21 protein-coding genes are annotated in these 20,760 nt (G+C 67.8%); 10 read left to right on the top strand and 11 right to left on the bottom strand.

Annotated features, from left to right (window positions below):
* Positions 1-43: 43 nt before the first annotated feature.
* The 4 genes from ABN028_RS02075 to ABN028_RS02060 all read right to left on the bottom strand — a co-directional run bounded on the left by ABN028_RS02075 (position 44) and on the right by ABN028_RS02060 (position 3,209).
* Entirely contained in the window at positions 44-1,357 is a 1,314-nt protein-coding gene (locus ABN028_RS02075) for a hypothetical protein (RefSeq protein ID WP_349695406.1), read from the bottom strand.
* Positions 1,358-1,621: 264 nt separating this feature from the next.
* Entirely contained in the window at positions 1,622-1,855 is a 234-nt protein-coding gene (locus tag ABN028_RS02070; RefSeq protein ID WP_349695405.1) for a GNAT family N-acetyltransferase, read from the bottom strand.
* A gap of 21 nt (positions 1,856-1,876) precedes the next feature.
* The gene (locus ABN028_RS02065) at positions 1,877-2,515 is read right to left on the bottom strand and encodes an isochorismatase family protein (protein WP_349328845.1); all 639 of its coding nucleotides are present in this window, start codon (positions 2,513-2,515) and stop codon (positions 1,877-1,879) included.
* A 58-nt stretch (positions 2,516-2,573) separates the two neighbouring features.
* Positions 2,574-3,209, bottom strand: a complete 636-nt coding sequence (locus tag ABN028_RS02060; protein WP_349695404.1) for an isochorismatase family protein — start codon at positions 3,207-3,209, stop codon at positions 2,574-2,576.
* Between the two features lie 184 nt (positions 3,210-3,393).
* Between ABN028_RS02060 and ABN028_RS02055 the strand changes: the two genes are divergently transcribed.
* From ABN028_RS02055 to fahA, 5 genes are all read left to right on the top strand, one after another.
* A complete protein-coding gene (locus ABN028_RS02055) occupies positions 3,394-4,020 on the top strand; it encodes a TetR/AcrR family transcriptional regulator (RefSeq protein ID WP_349695403.1) in 627 nt (208 codons plus the stop codon).
* Positions 4,021-4,182: 162 nt separating this feature from the next.
* Positions 4,183-5,388 (top strand): 4-hydroxyphenylpyruvate dioxygenase, encoded by a 1,206-nt coding sequence (hppD, locus tag ABN028_RS02050; RefSeq protein ID WP_349695402.1) that lies wholly within the window; start codon positions 4,183-4,185, stop codon positions 5,386-5,388.
* Positions 5,388-6,590: a homogentisate 1,2-dioxygenase gene (locus tag ABN028_RS02045; RefSeq protein WP_349695401.1), complete on the top strand. Its 1,203-nt coding sequence runs from the start codon at positions 5,388-5,390 to the stop codon at positions 6,588-6,590. Before hppD ends, ABN028_RS02045 begins: the two co-directional genes overlap by 1 nt.
* An 11-nt stretch (positions 6,591-6,601) precedes the next feature.
* Complete coding sequence (locus ABN028_RS02040; RefSeq protein WP_349695400.1) at positions 6,602-7,471, top strand: hypothetical protein; 870 nt, start codon at positions 6,602-6,604, stop codon at positions 7,469-7,471.
* A complete protein-coding gene (gene fahA / locus ABN028_RS02035) occupies positions 7,468-8,643 on the top strand; it encodes a fumarylacetoacetase (RefSeq protein WP_349695399.1) in 1,176 nt (391 codons plus the stop codon). Before ABN028_RS02040 ends, fahA begins: the two co-directional genes overlap by 4 nt.
* 54 nt (positions 8,644-8,697) lie before the next feature.
* Here fahA and ABN028_RS02030 read toward each other — a convergent pair whose 3' ends face one another.
* The 5 genes from ABN028_RS02030 to ABN028_RS02010 form a co-directional block, all read right to left on the bottom strand.
* On the bottom strand, positions 8,698-10,185 hold the full coding sequence (locus ABN028_RS02030) for an MFS transporter (protein ID WP_349695398.1): 1,488 nt from the start codon (positions 10,183-10,185) through the stop codon (positions 8,698-8,700).
* 116 nt (positions 10,186-10,301) lie between these two features.
* Entirely contained in the window at positions 10,302-11,177 is an 876-nt protein-coding gene (locus tag ABN028_RS02025; RefSeq protein ID WP_349695397.1) for an amidohydrolase family protein, read from the bottom strand.
* A complete protein-coding gene (locus ABN028_RS02020; protein ID WP_349695396.1) occupies positions 11,174-12,013 on the bottom strand; it encodes an HpcH/HpaI aldolase family protein in 840 nt (279 codons plus the stop codon). The genes ABN028_RS02025 and ABN028_RS02020 overlap by 4 nt, the downstream gene beginning before the upstream one ends.
* 31 nt (positions 12,014-12,044) lie before the next feature.
* Entirely contained in the window at positions 12,045-13,223 is a 1,179-nt protein-coding gene (locus ABN028_RS02015; RefSeq protein WP_349695395.1) for a DUF5624 domain-containing protein, read from the bottom strand.
* The gene (locus ABN028_RS02010) at positions 13,220-14,347 is read right to left on the bottom strand and encodes a hypothetical protein (RefSeq protein ID WP_349328856.1); all 1,128 of its coding nucleotides are present in this window, start codon (positions 14,345-14,347) and stop codon (positions 13,220-13,222) included. The genes ABN028_RS02015 and ABN028_RS02010 overlap by 4 nt, the downstream gene beginning before the upstream one ends.
* Positions 14,348-14,452: 105 nt before the next feature.
* On the opposite strand from ABN028_RS02010, the gene ABN028_RS02005 reads away from it, so the two are divergent.
* Together ABN028_RS02005 and ABN028_RS02000 are read left to right on the top strand one after the other, a co-directional pair.
* Positions 14,453-15,370, top strand: coding sequence for a LysR family transcriptional regulator (locus ABN028_RS02005; RefSeq protein WP_349695394.1), 918 nt, complete (start codon positions 14,453-14,455; stop codon positions 15,368-15,370).
* Positions 15,371-15,564: 194 nt separating this feature from the next.
* A complete protein-coding gene (locus tag ABN028_RS02000; RefSeq protein WP_349695393.1) occupies positions 15,565-17,211 on the top strand; it encodes an LCP family protein in 1,647 nt (548 codons plus the stop codon).
* A gap of 22 nt (positions 17,212-17,233) precedes the next feature.
* Here ABN028_RS02000 and ABN028_RS01995 read toward each other — a convergent pair whose 3' ends face one another.
* The gene (locus tag ABN028_RS01995) at positions 17,234-17,551 is read right to left on the bottom strand and encodes a hypothetical protein (protein ID WP_349695392.1); all 318 of its coding nucleotides are present in this window, start codon (positions 17,549-17,551) and stop codon (positions 17,234-17,236) included.
* Positions 17,552-17,864: 313 nt separating this feature from the next.
* Between ABN028_RS01995 and ABN028_RS01990 the strand changes: the two genes are divergently transcribed.
* Positions 17,865-18,641, top strand: a complete 777-nt coding sequence (locus ABN028_RS01990) for a glucosamine-6-phosphate deaminase (RefSeq protein ID WP_349695391.1) — start codon at positions 17,865-17,867, stop codon at positions 18,639-18,641.
* A gap of 71 nt (positions 18,642-18,712) precedes the next feature.
* On the opposite strand, the gene ABN028_RS01985 is transcribed toward ABN028_RS01990, so the two are convergent.
* Positions 18,713-19,405: a TetR/AcrR family transcriptional regulator gene (locus ABN028_RS01985; RefSeq protein ID WP_349695390.1), complete on the bottom strand. Its 693-nt coding sequence runs from the start codon at positions 19,403-19,405 to the stop codon at positions 18,713-18,715.
* A 144-nt stretch (positions 19,406-19,549) separates the two neighbouring features.
* Here ABN028_RS01985 and ABN028_RS01980 point away from each other — a divergent pair, with 144 nt between their 5' ends.
* Both ABN028_RS01980 and ABN028_RS01975 read left to right on the top strand, forming a co-directional pair.
* A complete protein-coding gene (locus ABN028_RS01980; RefSeq protein WP_349695389.1) occupies positions 19,550-20,227 on the top strand; it encodes a DUF998 domain-containing protein in 678 nt (225 codons plus the stop codon).
* A gap of 17 nt (positions 20,228-20,244) precedes the next feature.
* Positions 20,245-20,736, top strand: coding sequence for a GNAT family N-acetyltransferase (locus ABN028_RS01975; RefSeq protein WP_349695388.1), 492 nt, complete (start codon positions 20,245-20,247; stop codon positions 20,734-20,736).
* The last annotated feature ends 24 nt before the right edge of the window (positions 20,737-20,760 follow it).

The following is a 20,760-nucleotide window of genomic DNA, read 5'->3' as shown; positions in this document are numbered from 1 at the left end:
TCCACGTCCCGCACCGAGGCGGTGCGAGCAGTTCAGCGCCGGGCTAGCTGCGGGGGAGGTGGATCTCGATGTCGGTGCCGGTGAAGACGAGCCCCGCGTAGGCGTTGGCCCGATCGGGAACGATGCCGGAGTCGGCACCGACCACCTTTCCGGAACGGACGTCGATGACGACCGGCCCATCGGAGCGGTCGACGTACGCGTAGTCCTTGGTGATCGTCGAGACCGTGCCGCTCCAGGCGTCCGGCCCGGTGCCGGGCGCGCGTTCCCACAGCACGTCGCCGGTGCCGACGTCCAACGCCAGGGCACCAGCCTTCTTCGACGTGCACAGCACGGCACTGCCGCCTTCACGCATGCCGCACGTCATGTCGGCGTTCAAGCCGGTCTTCCCGGACAGGGCAGTGTCACCGGTCGCGATCTCCACCAGCCTGGCGCCAAGAGCGTCGTCGTCGACGAGACTCCACGGCCCGCCGCCATAGCTCTCGTCGTACCGGCCACCGGCTGAGATCTCGCCGGACAGCTCCGACAGGTTCCACAGGTCGCGGCCGTCGGCGAGGCTTGCCCCGGCGATCGTGTAGGTATCGTCGCCGTTGTCGCGGAAGCCGACCAAGGCTTGCTGGTAGCCGTCGATCAGCTCGAAGTCCGTACGCTGCCACAGCAGGCGCGGCTTCTCCAGCGCGATCGCGAAGGTGCCCCGCAGGCCGCCGTCCACGGTCCACTGAACGGCCGCCATACCGTGGTACGGAGGTCGCCACACAGACGCACCCAGCCGGCCGTCCGGCTCGCCGTCGATGTCGACGGGCAGCCGCCAGATCACCTTGGCGTCGGCAGCCCGCACCGCGATCACCTCGAACCCGTTCTGCGGCGCGCCTCCGTTCCGGGTCCCGAGCTCGACGGGGACGATGGCGAGCACAGCCGGTGCGCCGTTGATCTGCGCCACCTGCGGGGGCAGAACGCGGTACTGCAGGTACTCGCCCTCGTCCTTGGTCAGGCGTTGAGGCTGATGTGCCTCGTACAACGGTTTGTGCCTGGGCTTGACGCGGGTGATGGTCCTGCCAGTGGTCACGTCCACTGCCGTCACGCCGGCTTCGTCGGCGATCCAGACGGCCCGCCCGTACAGGGTGACCGGCGGATGCTCCATCGGGCCGAACGGGATGACGTGCGCCGGCCTGCGCTCGAACGCCAATGCCGGCCGGACTTTCGGATCACCGCTGAAGCCCAGGCCACGCGTACTTCGTGCCCCTGGAGTGCCGTCGGCGTCGCCGCGGTCGTCTCGAATCGCCTCACCACTGCAGGCCGCCGTCGCCACCAGCACGGCCGCCGCAAGGACCCCGGCCGGCTTTCGTAACGGACTTCGCATCAGGCCCTCCCCATCTGTGCTCCATCGCCGCCAGTTGGCTGCCGCCCGCCCACGCGGAACGATGACCTAGTGCACAGCAGTCGGCCCGGGACCCCTCCCGACGCGGACCAAGGGCGCCATCCATGCGCGCCAGGACCTGGCAGGATTGACATTCGTGAGGTCACCGTCGGCGAGGACGAGCCAGACCCGCGATGCCGGGGCCTTGGCCGCCAGGGGCATCACGCCCCAGTTCCTCGACGCCTCCCAGCGAGGAACGTCCACCCCTCACTCCTGGGTGGTGCCCACCAACCGTTTGACCATCACACCCTGGCGGCGAGCGGGCCGGAAGCCACAGTGCTCATAGAACCGGTGCGCAGGGCTCTCGCGTGCGGTGAGGAGATACAGCTGCTCTACACCGGATAAACGCACCTCCAGCGCATTGATGAGCGCGGTCCCGATGCCGGATCGCTGGCGATCGGCGGCATCCAACAGCGATGGCGTGAAGTCGTCGATGGTCATATCGGCCATCGCAGCATCATCTCAGGGCTTGCACCCACTGGCGCGGCTGAGCGTCCCGGCCAGCGTGACCTGAAGCTTTGCATAGCTCGGCGAGTTCGCCTGGATCTTGCGGAACTCCGCGAGCGTCTCGGTGTTGTCATAACTGACCTGCAGCTCGGCGGCAAAGGACAGCCACGTCGTGAGGGTCACCCCGAGAGCGGTGAGCCTGCTGATGGCTGCCTGCTGGGCGACCTCGGTTCCACTCGCGGTGGCGTCGACGACAAGCGTTACGCCGTAGTCACGGCGGAGCGCGGTGAGGCCGGTCTGCAGCACGCATCCATCGGTCATCAGCCCTGCGAGGACGAGGTGCCTGACGCCGGTCGCACTGACCGCCTCCTCGAAGCCGGGATAGGCGAAGGCGTCGAAGGATCCCTGGCGGTAGACGACCGGATGCTCGCCGATCACCTCTGCCACCTCCGGGTAGAGGACACCGCGCGGATCCCGTCGGGGTCCCATGGTGACGACAAGAGGAACGCCGAACGCCATCGCCGTCTGCGCAAGCGCACGGGCGCCGGCGACATTCTGGTCGATCGTCTGTGACCCGATCATGTTCGCGAAACCAGTCACGTAGTCGATGAGCACGATCGCGGTGTTTGCGGCGGTGCGGCGTTCGATCTCCATCGATCCTCCCCGCGGTGGTGGAGTCGGGCGCAGTAGTCGCCCGGTGGGCACTGCTGGGTCAGAGGGCCGTCGGCGACGGCGGCCGCAGATGGTTCTCGTGGGCGTAGTGCAGTGCAAACGCCGGATTGTGCTGGCTCAGCAGCTCGCCGAACGCCGCGGAGGTCTTTTCGTTGGACCAGCTGCGTTGGTACTCCGATGCCAGGCTCAACCAGGTGACCGGGCGGGCACCCGCCTGGATCATGCGCTGCACCGCCGTCTCGTGCGTCCCCCGCGTCTCGCCCGCCGATGCGTCCTCGACGACGAAGACCTCGAAGCCGAGATCCAGGGCGGTCAACACGGTCGCCAACAGGCAGCCTTCGGTCATCAGGCCGGCCATCACCAGTCGCCGCCGCCCGGTCGCCTGCACAGCGGTGGCGAACTCCTCCCGGTCGAAGGCGTCGAACTCCCCGTACCGTTCGATGAAGGTGTGGACGCCCAGCGCCGCCGTGAGCTCCGGATACAGCGGGCCCGCCGGTGCGTCATCGGGTCCGTTGGTGACGATGAGCGGCAGGCCGTAGATGCGTGCGATCTTCGCCAGAGCCGTCGCGTTGTTGACGTTGTCGGCGGTCGCCTGCGACCGGAACATGGTCGCGAAGCCGATCGCGTAGTCGATCAGCACCATCGCGCTGTTCTCCGCCGTGAGATGACGAGCCATGACTCACCTCCTCGCCGCGCTCCGGGTCGTGGGCTCAGCTCAGGTTCTCGGGACCCGGGCGATCCGTAATGACCATGCGGTCAGCAGAGTGTAGGGCGCATGTCGCCGTAATGTCCAGATGGTCATTAATCAGGAGAAGGCAGCCTGCCCGAGTCTGGTCGCATACGCCGGTACCTTCACTGACATGAGCCAGCAAGGCGCGGCCGCGCAGCGCCGCTACAGGCGCGACCCCGAGTTCAATCGTGAGGCGATCCTGGCCGCCGCGGCACAGGTCTTCGCCGAGCGTGGGTATCAGCAGGCGACCCTGCGCGAAATCGCGCGGCGCGCCGGAGTGACTCACGGTCTCGTCGTCCGCCACTTCGGGACCAAGGAGCAACTGTTCCTCGCCGCGGTCCCTGGCACCCGTGACCTCGCCGACGACGCGGCGGGCCCGCTGGAAACGCTTCCCGAGCGGCTCGCGGCCGGATACGTACGACGGATGGAAACGTCTGCCGGGACCGACCCGCTCCTGGCCCTGCTCCGCAGTGCCGTCGTCGACGACAACGCATCCGGACGTTTGCTCGAGGCCATGCAGCGCAGCACGTCCGAGGTCTACCGCGAGATCCTGGGCGAGGAGGCGACCGATGCCGTGGCGCCGTTCATGGCGTCGTTGCTGATCGGCGTGACGTTCAGCCGCTACATCGCGCGCGCCGGCGCCCTGGCCGAGATGAGCGCCGCGACGCTACAGGCTCATCTGACGACGTGTCTTCGCGCACTGCTGGCGACCGTGGTCTCCTTCGAAGCCGACGATCAGGACAGCCCTCGTCGGTGACGGCCGTGGCGACGATCCGACAGCTGGGCAATATGTACAGCCAACTCGGCTGGCCAGGTCGGAAAGAGGGCAAACCAGCCAGCACAAATGCGCCACCTTGCCTGGCCCATGCCGACTGACTATTCATTGCGCCAGCACATCGCCGTCCCGGAGGGCCGCGCAATGACCATTGACCAGACGTTGACCAGCGGCGAGCGACTCGCCGAACTCGATCTCGACCAGCTTCGGGAGCTCGTCGGCCTCGTCGACTATGACGCCGATGGCGACCCGTTCCCCGTCACCGGCTGGGATGCGGTGACGTGGATCGTGGGCAACGCCACCCAGGCCGCCTTGTTCTTCCAGGCCGTCTACGGCATGGAGCTCATCGCCTACTCCGGCCCGGAGACCGGCAACCGCGAGCACCGGTCCTACGTCCTGCGCAGCGGCGCGGTCCGCTTCGTGGTCAACGGCGCCGCCGATCCGGCGAGCCCGTTGGCCGACCACCATCGCCAGCACGGTGACGGCGTCGTGGACATCGCCCTCGAGGTGCCCGGCGTCGACGCGTGCATCACCCACGCCCGGAGTCAGGGTGCCACGGTGCTCGCCGAACCCCACGACGTGAGTGACGAGCACGGCAGCGTACGACTGGCGGTCATCGCCGCGTACGGCCAGACGAGGCACACGTTGGTCGACCGCTCCCACTACACCGGGTCCTACCTGCCCGGTTATGTCGCCAGGGCTTCCACCCTGGTCCGGCCCGCCGGCGGTCGGAAGCGGCTGTTCCAGGCGCTCGACCATGTGGTCGGCAACGTCGAACTCGGCGCCATGGACGAGTGGGTGCGGTTCTACAACCGGGTCATGGGCTTCACCAACATGGCGGAGTTCATCGGCGACGACATCGCCACCGAGTACTCCGCGCTGATGAGCAAGGTGGTGGCCAGCGGCAACCGTCGGGTGAAGTTTCCGCTCAATGAACCCGCCGTCGGTAAGGGGCGCTCCCAGATCGATGAGTACCTGCAGTTCTACGGCGGCCCGGGGGTCCAGCACCTCGCCCTTGCCACCAACGACATCCTCACCACCGTCGACACGCTACGCGCGCGGGGTGTGGAGTTCCTGGAGACTCCGGACTCCTACTACACCGACCCGCAGCTGCGCGCCCGGATCGGCGAGGTCCGCGTGCCGATCGAGGAGCTGCGCTCCCGGCACATCCTGGTCGACCGGGACGAGGACGGGTATCTGCTCCAGATCTTCACCAAGCCGCTCGGCGACCGGCCCACGGTCTTCTTCGAGTTCATCGAGCGACACGGCTCGCTCGGATTCGGCAAGGGGAACTTCCAGGCCCTCTTCGAGGCGATCGAACGCGAGCAGGCGAAGCGAGGGAACCTCTGATGCCGTACTACAGCCGGGTTGGCGACGTGCCGGCGAAGCGGCACACGCAGGCTCGTCAGCCGGACGGGTCACTGCTTCGCGAGGAGTTGATGGGTGAGGAGGGGTTCTCCTCGGATTCGTCGTTGCTCTACCACGTGGGCGTACCGTCGGCGATCGTCGACTCGCAACCGTGGGAGATGGGGGATCTTGCGACCCGGCCGAACCACCCGTTGGTGCCGCGACATCTGAAGCTGCATGGGCTGTTCGAGAACGCCGAGTGGAAGGCGTTGGATCCAGTGACCGGCCGGCGGCTGGTGCTGGGGAATGCGGATGTACGCATCAGCTACGTGTGGGCAGGGCAACCCTCGCCGTGTTACCGCAATGCCGTCGGTGACGAGTGTGTCTATGTCGAGGCAGGCACGGCGACGGTCGAGACGGTGTTCGGCGTGCTGGACGTGGGGCCGGGTGACTACGTGATCATCCCGCGGGCCACCACGCATCGCTGGGTCCTGGAAGGCCACGCGCCGCTTCAGGCGTACTGCATCGAGGCGAACTCCCACATCGGGGCGCCGGCGAGGTACCTGTCGCGGTTCGGGCAGTTCCTCGAGCATGCTCCGTTCTGCGAGCGCGACCTGTGTGGCCCTGCCGAGCCGTTGGTGTGTGAGGGCACCGACGTGGAGGTGCTGGTCAAGCATCGGGGCGCGGGACCGTCCGGCATCCTCGGCACGAGGATGGCGTATGCGACCCACCCGTTCGATGTGGTCGGGTGGGACGGTTGCCTGTATCCGTACACGTTCAACGTCGCCGACTTCGAGCCGATCACCGGCCGGGTGCATCAGCCGCCGCCCGTGCACCAGACCTGGCAGGGCACGAACTTCGTGGTGTGCAGCTTCGTCCCGCGTAAGGTCGACTACCACCCGCTGGCGATCCCGGTGCCCTACTACCACTCGAACGTCGACTCCGACGAGGTGATGTTCTACGTCGGCGGGGACTACGCCGCGCGCAAGGGCTCGGGGATCGGGCTCGGGTCGATCTCACTCCACCCGGGCGGTTACGCCCACGGCCCGCAGCCGGGCGCGATCGAGGCATCGCTTGGAGTCCACCAGGTCGACGAGCTCGCCGTCATGGTCGACACGTTCCGGCCCCTCGAGCTGGGCGAGGCCGGCATCGCCAGCGACGACGGCCGCTACGCCTGGACCTGGGCCGGCCGGGGTCCGCAATGACGAGTGACTCCATGATTCCAGCGTTGTTCGCCCGCCTGTGTGACGACGCTGCCGTCTTCCCGCCCGGCCGGATGCCGCTTCGCGACGCCGTGCCCGCGCATCTGCGGCACCGGACGGCCCGCTACGGCGGGTTGGTCGGTCCACTCGTGGTGCCCGCCGACGCCCTCTCCGAGCTCCGCACTCTGCTGGACCCGGCCGACCGGCTCGACCATGCTGAGCGGCTCGATCTTGCTGTCACGCTACCTGCGTGGCCGCGACTGGTGCCGTCCGTGCTGGCCGGTGTCGCCGCGTTGCCGGTACGCCTGGATGCGCTCGAGGTCGCCATGCCGGAGGCGTACGAAACGGTGAAGGTCTTCGCCGCGCTCGAGCGGACGCTGGATGCCTGCCCGGACACGGCGGTGTTCGTCGAGATCCCGAGAGACGACCGCGTAGGTGATTCCATCGCCGAATGCGCGCGGCACGGCTACCGAGCCAAGCTTCGCACCGGCGGGATGAGCGCAGACCTCTATCCTGGCGAAGCCGAGCTCGCCGGGCGGATCACGGCATTGGTTGACGCCGGCGTGCCGTTCAAGGCGACCGCCGGACTGCATCACGGCGTACGCAACACCGACCTGGCAACGGGGTTCGAGCAGCACGGCTTCCTCAACCTGCTGCTCGCCGTCGATGCGGCTCTGCGTGGGGCCGGTGCGCAGGCACTGGCCACGGTGCTGGCCGAACGCGATGCCGGCACGATCGCCCGACGGATCGCCGGCTTGGACGGTGATGCAGTCGCGGCGGTTCGAGCGCGCTTCCTGTCGTTCGGCACCTGCAGCATCCGCGAGCCTGTCGAGGACCTCGTGGAGCTCGGACTGGTTCGCGTCGGTGACGGAGTCCCCAGATGAGCAAGATCCCGATCCCGGAGGGTTCGCTCTTCGGGCTGGCCAACCTGCCCTATGGCGTGTTCTCCATGCCCGGGGAAGCCCCGCGCGTGGGCACGCGGGTCGCAGACCACGTGCTCGACCTCGCGGTGGCGCTGGACGACGACGTGTTCGCCCGACCGTCCTTGAACGCCTTCATGGCGCAGGGAATCGACCGCTGGGTGGAGGTTCGCCGGCGGGTCACCGACCTGGCGACGGGCGAGGTAGCTGATTCCGCCGTCCACCCGGTCTCCGACGTCCGGATGCACCTGCCGATCGAGGTCGCCGACTACGTCGACTTCTACGCCTCCGAGCACCATGCCGCCAACATCGGCCGGATGTTCCGCCCTGACTCGCCGCCGCTGCTGCCGAACTGGAAGCACCTGCCGGTCGGCTACCACGGCCGCGCCGGGACCGTCGTGGTGTCTGGCACCGACATCGTCCGGCCCTGCGGGCAGTACAAGACGCCGGACAGTGACTCGCCGGTCTTCGGCCCCTGCCGGCGTCTGGACATCGAGGCCGAGCTGGGCTTCGTCGTCGGCACGCCGTCGCCGTTCGGCAGGCCCGTGCCGGTCGGCGAGTTCGCCGAGCGGGTCTTCGGCGCTGTCCTGGTCAACGACTGGTCGGCCCGCGACATCCAGGCCTGGGAGTACGTCCCGCTGGGTCCGTTCCTGGGCAAGAGCTTCGCCACCTCGATCTCGCCGTGGGTGGTGCCCATGCTCGCGCTGGACGCGGCCCGGGTGTCGCGACCACCGCAGGAGCCGGTACCGCTGCCCTACCTCCGTGAGGAACACCCGTGGGGACTGCACATCGACGTCGAGGTGCGGTGGAACGGCCAGCTGGTCTCCTGCCCGCCGTACCGCGAGATGTACTGGTCGCCGGCACAGATGCTCGCCCACATGAGCGTCAACGGCGCGTCCACCAGCACCGGCGACCTGTACGGCTCGGGCACGATCTCCGGTCCGGAGTCAGACCAACGAGGCTCGTTCATCGAGCTGAGCTGGGGTGGTCGGGAACCGCTCGACGTCGGCGGCCGGTCCAGCACGTTCCTGGAGGACGGCGACGAGGTGGTGATCTCGGCGACCGCACCGGCCGCCGGCGGCGAGCGTCTCGGATTCGGTGACGTACGCGGCACAGTGGTGCCACCGCCAACGTGATGCGCCTGGACGACCAGCACTCAACCCGGGTAGGCGCTGAAGTTGCTGCAGGGACTACCCGGCCGCGGCGGTTCCGGCTTCGATGTCGGCTGGTCGGCGCAACTTCGGGATCAGAAGCGAGACGACCAGGCCGATCAGCACGCATCCGGCGAGGACGAAGTAGCCGTTGCGGTAGCCGGCATCGAGGTAGAGCGCGGTGCCCTTCACGACGGTGGAGTGACTGCCCAGCACCGTGAACAGCACCTGGGTGACGAAGGTGATCACCACACCGAGCAACATCAGCGACATGCCGCTGGCCAGGGCCTGTTCGCGGGGCGTCACCGCGGACAGGATGAGGATCGGGTTGCAGGCGTACACCATGCCGGCACCCAGCGCGGTGAGCATGCCGGTGGCGATGATCTGAACGGCGTTGTGGTGGTAGAAGCCCGCCGCAACCAGCCCCGCCATGGTGATCACGACGCCGAGCAGCCAGGGCACCCGAGGGTCGAAGCGGCGGGTCGACGCGCCCGCCGCCATGCCGACGACGAACAACACGACACCTGCCGGCAGGCCGACGAGCGCACCCTGCATGGCCGACCAGCCCAACCCGTCGGAGACACCGGGAATCCGCGGGTAGAGCGGAATGACCACGGTCATGATCGCTGCCGCGACGAACGCCGTGCCCTGGACGATGGAGCCGGCGGACAACACCGTGGCGACCTCACGCCGTGACAGCATCGGCAGGTCGAGCAACGGATGCGCGACTCTTCGCTCGACGAGGACGAAGCCGAGCAGGATGACGACCGCACCTCCGGCCAGCGCCAGCACACGTGCGTCCAGCCATCCCCAGACCGATCCCTGGCTGACGCCGTACATCAAGGCGATGATGCTCGCGCCCAGCAGGACCCCGCCGAGCCAGTCGAAGGCCCCGGCGGCGCGCCGCGGAGTTTCGGGGACGAGCACGATGACCAACAGGAGCGCCACCGCGGTACAGGCCGAAACGAACCAGATCGCGCCACGGAAACCGACGTTGTCCAACAGAAAGCCCGCGATCAGCGGGCCGACGGCGATGATCGCACCCAGCGTGGCGCCGATGATGCCGGTGGCCGTGCCGACCCGGCGCGCGGGGAAGATGTCCCGAGCGGTGGCGAAGACCAACGGTGCGACAGGAACGTAGCACGCGGAGATCGCCCGCCCGATCAGCAACACCGCGTAGGTGGGGGCGAGTGCGCTGATCACGTCGCCGATCAGGCCGATGACGATCACGACGATCATGATGCGCTTCTTGCCGAACATGTCGCCGAGCTTGACGACGAACGGCAACAGCAACGTCCCGCACAGGACGTAGATGAGGCTGTACCACGCGATCTGCGTGGTGTGGAAGTACTGCGCGATCTGTGCCTGGGCGGTCGCCGTGATCACCGACGCCGCGTTGACCAGTTGCGCTGCCCACAGGAGTGCGACGAGCAGAATGGCGAAGGGAGCGCGGAGCCGCCAGTCGCTATTCGCGCTAGCGCCGCCCGGCGCGTCGCCGGGATGCGACGCTGTCGAGGGTTGCACCATGATGATTCCTTTCGTACAAAGGTCGAATTGGCTCGTCGAATGGGCCAAAAGAAGGCAACCTTTGATTCCTTTCGTAATGGTGAATATCGATGGAGACGCCCCCGCGGATTCGCGGGTCAGGAGGCGTAGAAGAGCTTTTCGGGTGTACGGACGAGGATCTGGTGAAGGTCTCCCTCGGCGGGCGCCCAGTCCGCGAGCAGGTTCAGCAGCTCCCCGGTGTCACGTTGGCCATCGGGGAGGTGTGGCCAGTCCGAGCCCCAGATGAGCCGGTCAGGTCGGGCTTCGACCAGTGCGCGTCCGATCGGTTCGGCGGCAGACAACGGCTTGCCCGCCACCACCCGGTACGGTCCCGACAGTTTGATGTGGCACGCTCCGCCGTCCAGAATCTTCAGCAGCCGCTCGAAATCGGCAGATGTCAGCCCGTCGGACTCCTTCATGTATCCCATGTGGTCGATGACGAAGGTGTCCTCGAGGTCGCCGAAGAATCCCAACAGGTCCCGCACGGTCGCGCCAGGTGTGTAGAACTGCAGGTGCCACCCGCGCGGTCGCGCCCTGGCCGCCATCTTCTGGATGTAGGCCACGAGATCATCCAGCGGCCAGGAGGCGCGGGCGAACAGGTCGAGGCGGATCGCGCGCACCCCGGCCTCGTGATAGCGATCGAGCTCACTGTCGGCGATGTCGTCGTCGATGCGCACCACGCCCCGGCAGCACCGCCCGAGGTTCCGCAGGACGTCGAGCAACAACGTGTTGTCCGTGCCGTAGTAGGTCGGTTGCACCAGAACCATGCGTTCGATACCGAGCCATTCTGTGAGCCGGAGGTATTTCTCCAGGCTTGCGTCCGGGAAGGTGTAGAGGGGCTCCGGCACACAGGGATATCCCGGGTCGAACACGTGGAAATGCGTGTCACAGCTCCGAGGTGGCAGCACGAACCGCGGCCTGGTGTTCGTCTCGGCCCGCCGCATCGGCAGGGTACGCGCGAATTCGGGAGTCATGAGGTGTCCTCGCTGTCAGCGTGACCAGGTGATGTCGTTTGGTGGGCGGCGATCGCTCGCTGTGCGCTGGCACCGGCGGCCTGGTAGAGCAGGGCGGCGTCCATGCCGGTCAACACCAGGGGACAGACGCCGAGGGCGACGAGCGCCTCGAAGCTCGCCTTGTCGCCGACGCCGCCGACGGTCAGCAGCTTTCCGTGGTGCCTGCATGCCCGCGCCGCCGTGGCGACAGCCTCACGCACCCGCGGATCGTCGTACTGTCCGGGCACGCCGAGTTCGGCGGTGAGGTCGTTGGCGCCGATCGCGAGCATGTCAACGCCGTCCAGCGCCGCGATGGCGTCCGCGTTCGCGATACCGGCCGGCGTCTCGAGCAGGATCTGCACGACAACCGCGTCGTCGAGCGCGGGATTGAGCGTTCCAGCTGGCAGGGGCCGCATGCCGAGCTGAGGAACCATGGCGGTCTGGGAGCGCTGCCCGCGCGGGGCGAACCGGCACGCCCTGGCGACCAGCCGGGCCTGGTCCACGGTCTCGATCCGCGGAGCGACGATTCCGTGCGCTCCGCCGTCGAGCAGCCGGCCGATCATGCCGTACTCGCGTTCGGGGATGCGTACGAACGGCGTCATGCTCAGGCTGTCGGCCGCGCCGCACAATGTGGCAGCCACGTCGGTCGACATGGTGGAGTGCTCCAGGTCGACCAGGATGGCGTGGTGCCCCGTCGAGCGGGCGATGTGTACGACGTCGGTGGTACGGCCGCAGCGGATGCCCATCATCAGCGTGAGCCCACCGGCGCGAAGGCGGCTCAGGAAGTCGTCGCCGGCCGAGTCGTCGTGTGTACGCATCACACCACCTCTCACAGATCCGTCGGGTTCCTCACAGGTCGGTTGGGTACAACACCCCGGTCAGCCCGGGAACAACCACCCGGGTCGGGTCGTAGTTGGCCGCCGCGAGCGACTCGACGGCGAAGTCGACAACGGCACCGGACAGCAGCTGCCGCGGGTCCTCCAGCAGCACCCGGAGCCTGGTGACCATGGCGTGCATGTCGTCCGCCGAGCCGATGAACGGCATCTCGCTGACCTCGGTGACCGCCGGGTCGCTGACATCCGGGAATCGCACGCCCGCCGGGGCGTACCGCGGGTAGCCGTCGAACATCACGGCTCCGAGCTCGACGGTTGCCCTGGTGCCACACCAGAGGTCGCGGAACCGCTGCTCGAACGCGGCCACCTCGGACAGGTCGCCACCGGTCGGTGTGGCGAAGGTCTCCGCGTGCGGAGCCAGGTACATCCGCTCCAGCGGCAGGCGGTGGCTCGATGCGCCAAGGATCATCGTGGCGACGCTGTTCGTGGCCCAGGTGACACCGGCCGTCGGGCGACCCTGCTGGCCGGCGATGACGACCATCGCCCGCTCCCAATCGATGTCGTACGAACGCAGCCAACGGGTGATGCGGAAGCTCACGTCCAGGCCGGCGAGGAAGAACGTCGCGACCATCATGTGGTTCATGGGTACGGGGACCTCGACCTCGCCTCCCCCGGCGAGGAAGTCCGACCGCAGCGTCTCCGGCGTGAGGTAGTCCTCGTCGGCCAGCGCCGCGGCCAGGTAGCGCGCGGTGATCGCGCAGGAGTAGTCGACCAGATCGGCGACCTGTTGTTCCCGTCCCTGGAACGCCTCGACGGCGATGCGGTCCCGCCACAGCTCGACGCTGTTCGCCAACCGGGTCGAGGTGACCTCGGCCAGCAGGCGCTCTGCGCCGGATCGCCAGGAGCTGTCACCGAGCACGGTGCGCAGGTGAACCAGGCTCGCCACCGCAGGGCCGAGGTGGGATACGGCGGTCAGCTCCTTGAACCCACGGGGTGAGAGGCGGAAGCTCTCGACCTGCGGCGGCTTCCCACCGCCGGGGTAGATCGCGAGGTCGGCGCCGGTCGCGACGATCAGCGGGTCGTTGGTGCTGCGGGTGACGACGGCTCGTGCCAGCTGCCTGCCGATGCCCTCGGGTTGGGCCGTGTAGGCGGTGAACAGCCGAAGCAGCTCGGGACTCTCGCAGGCAGCGGTCACCTTGCGCACCTACCTCTGTCGCGTTGGCGCGGCGCTGGTTCGGTGAAGCGGTAGACCACGGTGTCCGTCGCGAACCGGACGTCGGCGCTCAGCGCGTTCGAGACCGCGACCAGCGGCCCTTGCCCGTCGGCGCACACCGCGACGTCGGTGCCACCGAAAGTGGGAAACTCCCCCACGACGGCGAGCTTTTCGTCGTGCCACTGGTAGAGCGTCGAGCTCAGCGCCGTGTCCGGCGCCTCCCGGGTGCCGAGGATGAAGTTGACCCGAACCACGTACGGCCCGTGCTTTCCCGGCAGTACGGCGAGCTCGCGGCCGCCCAACCCGTCCAGGACCTGGTGATCGACGAACCGGTCACCGTCCCAGCGCAGCAGGCGCGACGGGCTGAGCAGGCAGGCGACGAGCAGGTAGTCGTGACCGTCGGCGTGGAAGGTGGCGAAGGCGCGGCCGTGTCGTTCGGCAACCTCCTGGTGGACGACGAAACGACCGCCGTCCCAGCGATAAAGGCGGGACGGCTCCACGTGGTCGGCGTGGGCCAGGAAGTCCTGACCACCCACGCTGAACGCATGCCAGTTGTACCCCCACCGCGAGGAGATCTCCTGCGACAACCGGAACGCCTCGCCATCCCAGCGGAAGATCAGTGACGGCCGGTTCACTGGCGCGGTGTCCGGCAGCGCGACACCCTGGGCCAGCGCGAGGAAATGCTGTTCCGCGACGGTGAAGTGGCGCCACTGCTTGGCCGCGAAGCCCGCGACGGCCTGAAACGGCTCGAAGCGCGAGCCGGACCAGGTGTAGATGGTCGACTCCGTGGCGTACTCATAAGGGCCCCGGCCGCGGCGGATGCTCGCCGTGGCGAGGAACGCACGGTCGCCGATGCGGAAGAACTCCGCGTCCTCGCCGCCGGGGACAGCAAGGGTCTGGAACGGCTCGTAGCCTCCGGGGGTCCTGCGCAGGAGCAACAGGTCGGTGTCGCTGTCGCCGCCGTTCATGTCGGCGGGTCGTCCCGGCAGGTCGTAGGCGAGCTGCGGCACGGCCAACAGCGACATCCCGTCGAGCTCGAAGGGTTCGACAGCCCGTGCACCGGAGGTCGGTATTCGACACCACTCGGTGAGCCGCGCTGCACACATACCGACTCCTCACACGTCGCGGACAAGTACAGGTCACGCCCGCTGGCCGAGGCAAGTAAGCTGACGTTACGTTTGACGACTCTGACCGTTAGCGGAGCTGGACACATGCTCGACGTTCGCAAGTTGATCATGCTGCGGGCAGTCGCGTCGGAGGGTTCCATCGCGGCCGCAGGCCGCGCCCTGCGCTACACGCGCTCGGCCGTCTCCCAGCAGCTGGCCGCCCTGGAGAAGGAGGCCGGTACACCGCTGGTTCAGCGGGCGGGCAATCGGATCACGCTGACCACAGCAGGGCGCGCCCTCGTCGAGCACGCCGAACGCATCCTCACCGAGCTGCGGGCCGCCGAGGCGACGTTGTCCCACGACGCCGCGAGCGTCTCCGGGTTGCTCCGGGTCGGCGTGCCGTTCCGCGAGGGCCCGCGCATCATGAGTCGTGCCCTGACCGACGTCCGTCGCCGGTTCCCCGACATGGAGATCAGGCTGGCCGCCACCACCGACGACGCCGGGCCGGAGGCGGTGGTCCGCGACCAGCTGGACATGGTGATCGTGTCGCGGTACGGCTCCGCACACCATCGCGGCACCTCCGGCCTGCGCGAGTGGGTGCTCGGACATGACCCGCTGCGGCTCTGCGTTCCGTTGGAGCATCCGCTGGCACACGCACGAAAGTGTGCGATGGCGCAGCTGCGGGACGAGTCGTGGATCGTGAGCCTCGACGGCGCGCTCGGCCGGCTCACGACGAGCTTGTGCACGGCGGCCGGCTTCGAGCCACGGGTGACCGCCACCGTAGACGACATCGGCGCCGCGATCGGGCTGGTGGGCATCGGATGGGGCGTCACGATCGCCCCGGAGCTCACACCCGCCGGCGCCGACGCCCACCTTGTGCGAATTCCGATCGAGGGGCTCGACACCGTTCGACACAACGTCGTGATCGCCCGGGACGGAGAGCACCTCTCACCGCGCATCGCCGCGGTGATCGCCGCCTTGCGGGCGATCAGTGCCGAACTACCTGTCGCCGAGGCCCGCTGAGCCCAACCGGGTCACACCGGCGAGCTGCGGCCCGCGCACTCGAGGTGATGACGCAATTCTGGCATCTGCCGAACCTGGCAAGGGGTTCAAGGGAGGAGGTTCAGGAGAACACCGCCCGTAGGAAGACTCCATGTATGTCTGGCAACCAAAGTATGTCTGGGAAGCAAACCAGCTCCGCACCCCGGCGCCGTCCGATGTCCGTGCCACTCGCCGTCGCGATGACAGTCCTCGGCACGATCATTCCCGGCACCGGGTTGATCGTCGCGGGGCGGCGCAGGCTCGGGTTGACAGTCGTCGGTATCTTCGGCGTTCTGTGCCTGGCCGGAGGCACTCTTGCCCTCAGCGGACAGCGGACGTTGCTGCACTGGTCGGTCGAACCACGAGCGCTGCTGCTCATCGGGCTCATTGTGCCCACGCTGGGCGCGGCATGGTGCCTGCTCGTGATCGTGACCTATCGCTCGCTGAGCCCCACGGCCGGAACCCGGCGTCGCTCGTCCACGATCATCGGGAACCTGGTTGCCGGCACGCTGGCACTTGCGGTCCTGGCACCTTTCGTCGTCGCAGGACGCTACGCGCTGATTCAGAAGAGCGTGATCGAACAGGTTTTCTCCGTACAGGAAGCAGCGAACAGTCTCGCATCGACCAGCACGGCCACGCATGCGTCGCGGCCCGCTCCGACGAGTCCCGCACCGACGAGTCCCGCAGTGCAAGGGCCGGCATCGACGAGTCCCGCACCGACGAAGGCACTGCCGAGCCAGCCAGCCCCAACCCAGGCAACGCCGACCCAGGCAACGCCAACCCAGGCAACGCCGACCCAGGCAACGCCAACCCAGGCAACGCCAACCCAGGCAACGCCGACCCAGCCAGCGCCGACCCAGCCAGCCTCGGCGAGCCCCGCTCCGGCGAGCCCCGCTGGCGTCGTACAAGACCCGTGGGGTGGGCGCGATCGCATCAACGTCCTGCTGCTGGGCGGTGACGCAGGTCCGGACCGGACGGGGACCCGCACGGACACGATCATCCTTGCGAGCATCGACACCCACACCGGTGACACCGTGCTGTTCAGCGTTCCCCGGAACCTGCAGAAGGTGCCATTCCCCACCGGAAGTGCCCTCGCACAGGCGTACCCGAACGGGTTCCAGGCCCCTGGTGACGTGGAGGAGCAGCTGCTCACGGAAGTCTACGAGAGCGTCCCAGAGGCGCATCCCGGTCTCGTCAAGGCCGCCGACCCCGGCGCTGTCGCGGTGAAACAGGCCGTGTCGGGTGCGCTCGCGATCCCGGTCGACTATTACGTCCTGGTCAACCTGAAGGGTTTCGAGCGGCTCATCGACGCACTCGGAGGGCTCACCCTCAACGTCAACGAACGCGTCGCGATCGGTGGTGAGGCCGACGCCGGCCTGAAGCCGCACAGCTACATCGAGGAAGGGCCAAACCAGCGCATGGATGGATGGAAGGCACTCTGGTTCGCCCGCGGCCGCTACGGCGCGAGTGACTGGGACAGGATGCTTCGCCAGCGGTGTGTGATCAAGGCGATCATCGACCAGGCCAACCCAGTAACGCTCCTCACCCGCTATGAAGCTGTCGCGAAGACGTCGAAAGACATCGTGCAGAGTGACATACCGGCCTCGACGCTTCCGGCGTTCGTCGACCTCGGGCTGAAGGTGAAGCAGGCGAACGTGACCAATGTCGCCTTCCTCCGCGATGTCATCAAGCCTTCGAATCCAGACTTCGCCCACATGCGGTCGATAGTTCGGCAGGCGCTGCACACAAGTGACGACAAGCAGGTTTCACCGCCGGACCACCTCGACAACCTCACCCAGGCGTGTGCCTACGACGAGGGATAGGCTGCGGCAGCGGCCCAGCAGCTCAGATGTGAACGGCCTTCCGCACTTTGCGTACGCGTTTTCTGGCGTTATTGGATACCTTCTTCATCCGCTTCGCCGGGTGCTTGGACGCCCGACGCCACTTCGTGCGGACCCCGCGCTTCACCTCTTTGTGGCGCGGCAGTTTGTGGCGCGGTAGCAGCAACCTCACTCCGACCGCGTAGACGCGGATCGCGAGGAGGGCGAGCGGAACTCCCAACGGGAGCAGGAGAATCGTCACGCAGAGGACGAGAGCGACGACAAGCAGGACAGTGGCGAGCAGAAAGACCGGTATGGCGGAAACTCCGCGGAGAAACCTCATGGTACGGCCCTCCCTCCGCGATCGGCGTCCATGATCGACCGACCGGCCCAGGCACCACTTCTGTGCGGCCTGCCCGTCCCCCGCCGACCGCGATGTCAGAGGCGTGGGCCCTTGCGGGTATGGACGCCAGGGTTGAGGTCCTACAAGAAATTTTACGCCTGAGGGCACGCACCTTCGTACGGCCGCATCTTCGTGCGCGGTTGCTGCAGCGTTAGCATCAGACCCCACCCGCGCACGGGACCGCCGGCGCCTCCGCTCCAGGCCGGAGCCAGCGAGCTTCGAGCGAGGCCAACATCGTCTTCTGGGAGGCAGCGTGATCGGAGCAGCTGAGGAACGTCGGGTCGACAAGCTGCGGATCCAGATCTTCGACGACTCGGCCAGCCTGGGTCGTGCCGCCGCCCAGTTCACCGCCACGGTGGTGCGGGACGCGGTCGCCGCTCGTGGGAGCGCGCGGGTCGTGCTCGCGACCGGCAACTCCCAGCTCGACTTCGTCGCCGCCCTGCAGGACCAGGCTGGCGTGCCGTGGGATGCGGTCACGGTGTTCCACCTCGACGAGTACCTCGACCTGTCCGCCGAACACCCCGCGAGCTTCCGCCGCTGGATCCGCGAAAGGATCACCGATCCGCTGAGGCCGGCGCACGTCCACTACATCGAAGGAGACGCACCGGATCCGCAGGCGGAGTGCAGGCGGTACGAAGGACTCCTGCGCGCGGAGCCGCTGGATCTGGTGTGCATGGGAATCGGCGAGAACGGCCATATCGCGTTCAACGAGCCCCACCAGGTCGACTTCGTCGACGACGCCTGGGTCCGGATCATCGAGCTCGACCACGAGTCGCGCGTCCAGCAGGTCGGCGAAGGGCACTTCGGCTCTGTCGAGGAGACTGCGCCCCGTGCCATCACCGTGACCGTGCCCGCCCTGCTGTCGGCGCGCGCCCTCCAGGTGGTGGTGCCTGAGCTCCGCAAGGCGCCCGCCGTACGAGCGACGGTGTACGACGAGGTCTCGCCCGCGTGCCCCGCGACCATTCTTCGACACCAGGAACACGCCGTACTGCTGCTCGATCGGCAGTCCGCATCGCTGCTCGACAGCTGACGGCAGCGAGCGGCCACCTCACCACTCGGGGCCGCTCGCTGGTGGCGCCCTGAAGGCTCGGTCAGCTTGTCTCAGCCGGCCGGTCCGGTGGAGTTCCGGACCGGGCCGTACGCCCGCAGGAACACATCGACACCTTGGAGTGCACGGCGTTCAACCTCGTCGGTCAGAGGCTCCTGGTCGCTCGCTGTGAAAAGTGCCCGGTCGAGCGGGGCCCCAAGGACCAGAAAGGCAAAGTGCTCAGAGGCCAGGCGCGGTTCGTCGACAGACAGTAACCCGCGCCTACCCAGCTGGGCCATCGCTCCGGCAAGCGCGTCCATCACCCGGTCAGGTGCGCGTTCGTAGTAGTCCCTCGCCAGCTCGGGGAACCGCTCCGCCTCTCCGATGAGCAGCCGCCGCAATCTCACGACCCGCCCGCTCAGGACAGGGCGGACCAGGTTGACGGCGGTGGCCCTCAGCTCGGCCGCAGCCTCGTCGGCGTCGTCGGCGTCAGCCAGCGTGGAGACAACCTCGGTCGAGAATCGCTCGGCGACGGCGAAGGCCTCGGCGAGGATCTCCCGGAACAGTTGCTCCTTCCCACCAAAGATGTTGTAGACCGTTCGCTTGGAGACCCGAGCCTCCGCGGCGATGTCGTCCACGTTCGCCCCGAGATATCCGTTCGTCAGGAAGTGCTCGGATGCCGCGGCGACGATCGCCGCGCGCGAGCGTGCGATCCGCGGGTCGAGTGCCGCAGCGTCGGTTGGCGTGGGCTGTCTCCCTGTGGCCACCCGGAGCCCCCTGTTCTCATCTCGTCGTTTCCGCTTCCACTCGGGTACTGATCAGTGTATAACTACACCCACAAGTGCAGTATTGCCCTACTGAGTGCACTACACCCGCCGCTGGCTCCGGTCCGAGCAGAAGGGTCCAAGCCCATGACCAGCACGTCACAGCTGAACGAGCGTTTCGACCGCACAGCCGCCGTCACCCGTTCCCTCCTCGGTTGGGGCGTGGTCGCGGGTCCCTTCTACCTCACGCTCGGGGTCGTGCTCGCGCTCACCCGCGACGGATTCGACATCACCCGGCATCCGCTCAGCCTGCTCATGCTCGGGGCGTACGGATGGATCCAGACGCTCAACCTCGCCCTGACCGGACTCATGACGATGGCGGCGGCCCTGGGATTCACCCGTGCGATGCGACGGTCGGGCGGGACCTCCTGGGCGGGCATTCTCCTCGGAGCGTTCGGCGTGTGCCTCGTCGCGAGCGCGATCTTCGCACCGGACCCGATGGACGGGTTCCCAGAAGGAGCCTCCACGAGCGAGCTGTCACTGGGCGGCATCCTCCACTTCGCGTTCGGCGCGGTCGGCTTCCTGCTCCTCGCAGCGGCCACGTTCGTCGTCGCCAGGTGGTGTGCACGACGGCGGGAGACCACGTGGGCGTGGTGGTCGAGGATCAGCGGCATCGTGGTGGTCGTCGGGTTCTTCAGCGGGGCGGTCATGCCCAGCCGGGAACTCGGCGTTCTCACCCTGTGGATCGCCGTCCTCGCGATCTGGGGCTGGCTCGCTGCCGCCTCCATCCACCTGTACCGCACGGTGCCGCATCCTGATGCCTGAGTCGTACGATGCACGCCGTGACCGACCAGCAGATCGAGGTGCGCCGCGCGCGTCCTGGCGACGCACCGACGATCGCGGAGATCTGGCGCACCGGTTGGAACGACGCCCACCTCGGTAACGTGCCGGACGACCTCGTCACCGCACGGACCGCCGAGTCGTTCCATACCCGTGCCGCCCAACGCGTCGACGACACCACCGTCGCGCTGGCCAGCGGCGAGATCGCGGGCTTCGTCATGGTGCACGCCGACGAGGTGGACCAGGTATACGTCGCGGCCGCCCATCGAGGCGCCGGCATCGCCGATCTCCTCCTCGACGACGCCGAACGTCAGGTCGGCGGAGCCGGCCACGCGACCGCATGGCTGGCCGTCGTGCCGGGCAACTCCATGGCGCGGCGCTTCTACGAGCGCCGCGGCTGGACCGACACCGGGCCGTTCGTCCACTCCGCGCCTGGTGCTCACGGGCCGATTCCCGTGCCCTGCCACAGATACGTGAAGGACGTACGCCGATGAGCTGTCACCTCGGCCTTCGACAGT

This window comes from Actinopolymorpha sp. B17G11 (assembly GCF_040196095.1).
Taxonomy (GTDB): domain Bacteria; phylum Actinomycetota; class Actinomycetes; order Propionibacteriales; family Actinopolymorphaceae; genus Thermasporomyces.
This window is presented reverse-complemented; position numbering and strand designations above follow the sequence as displayed.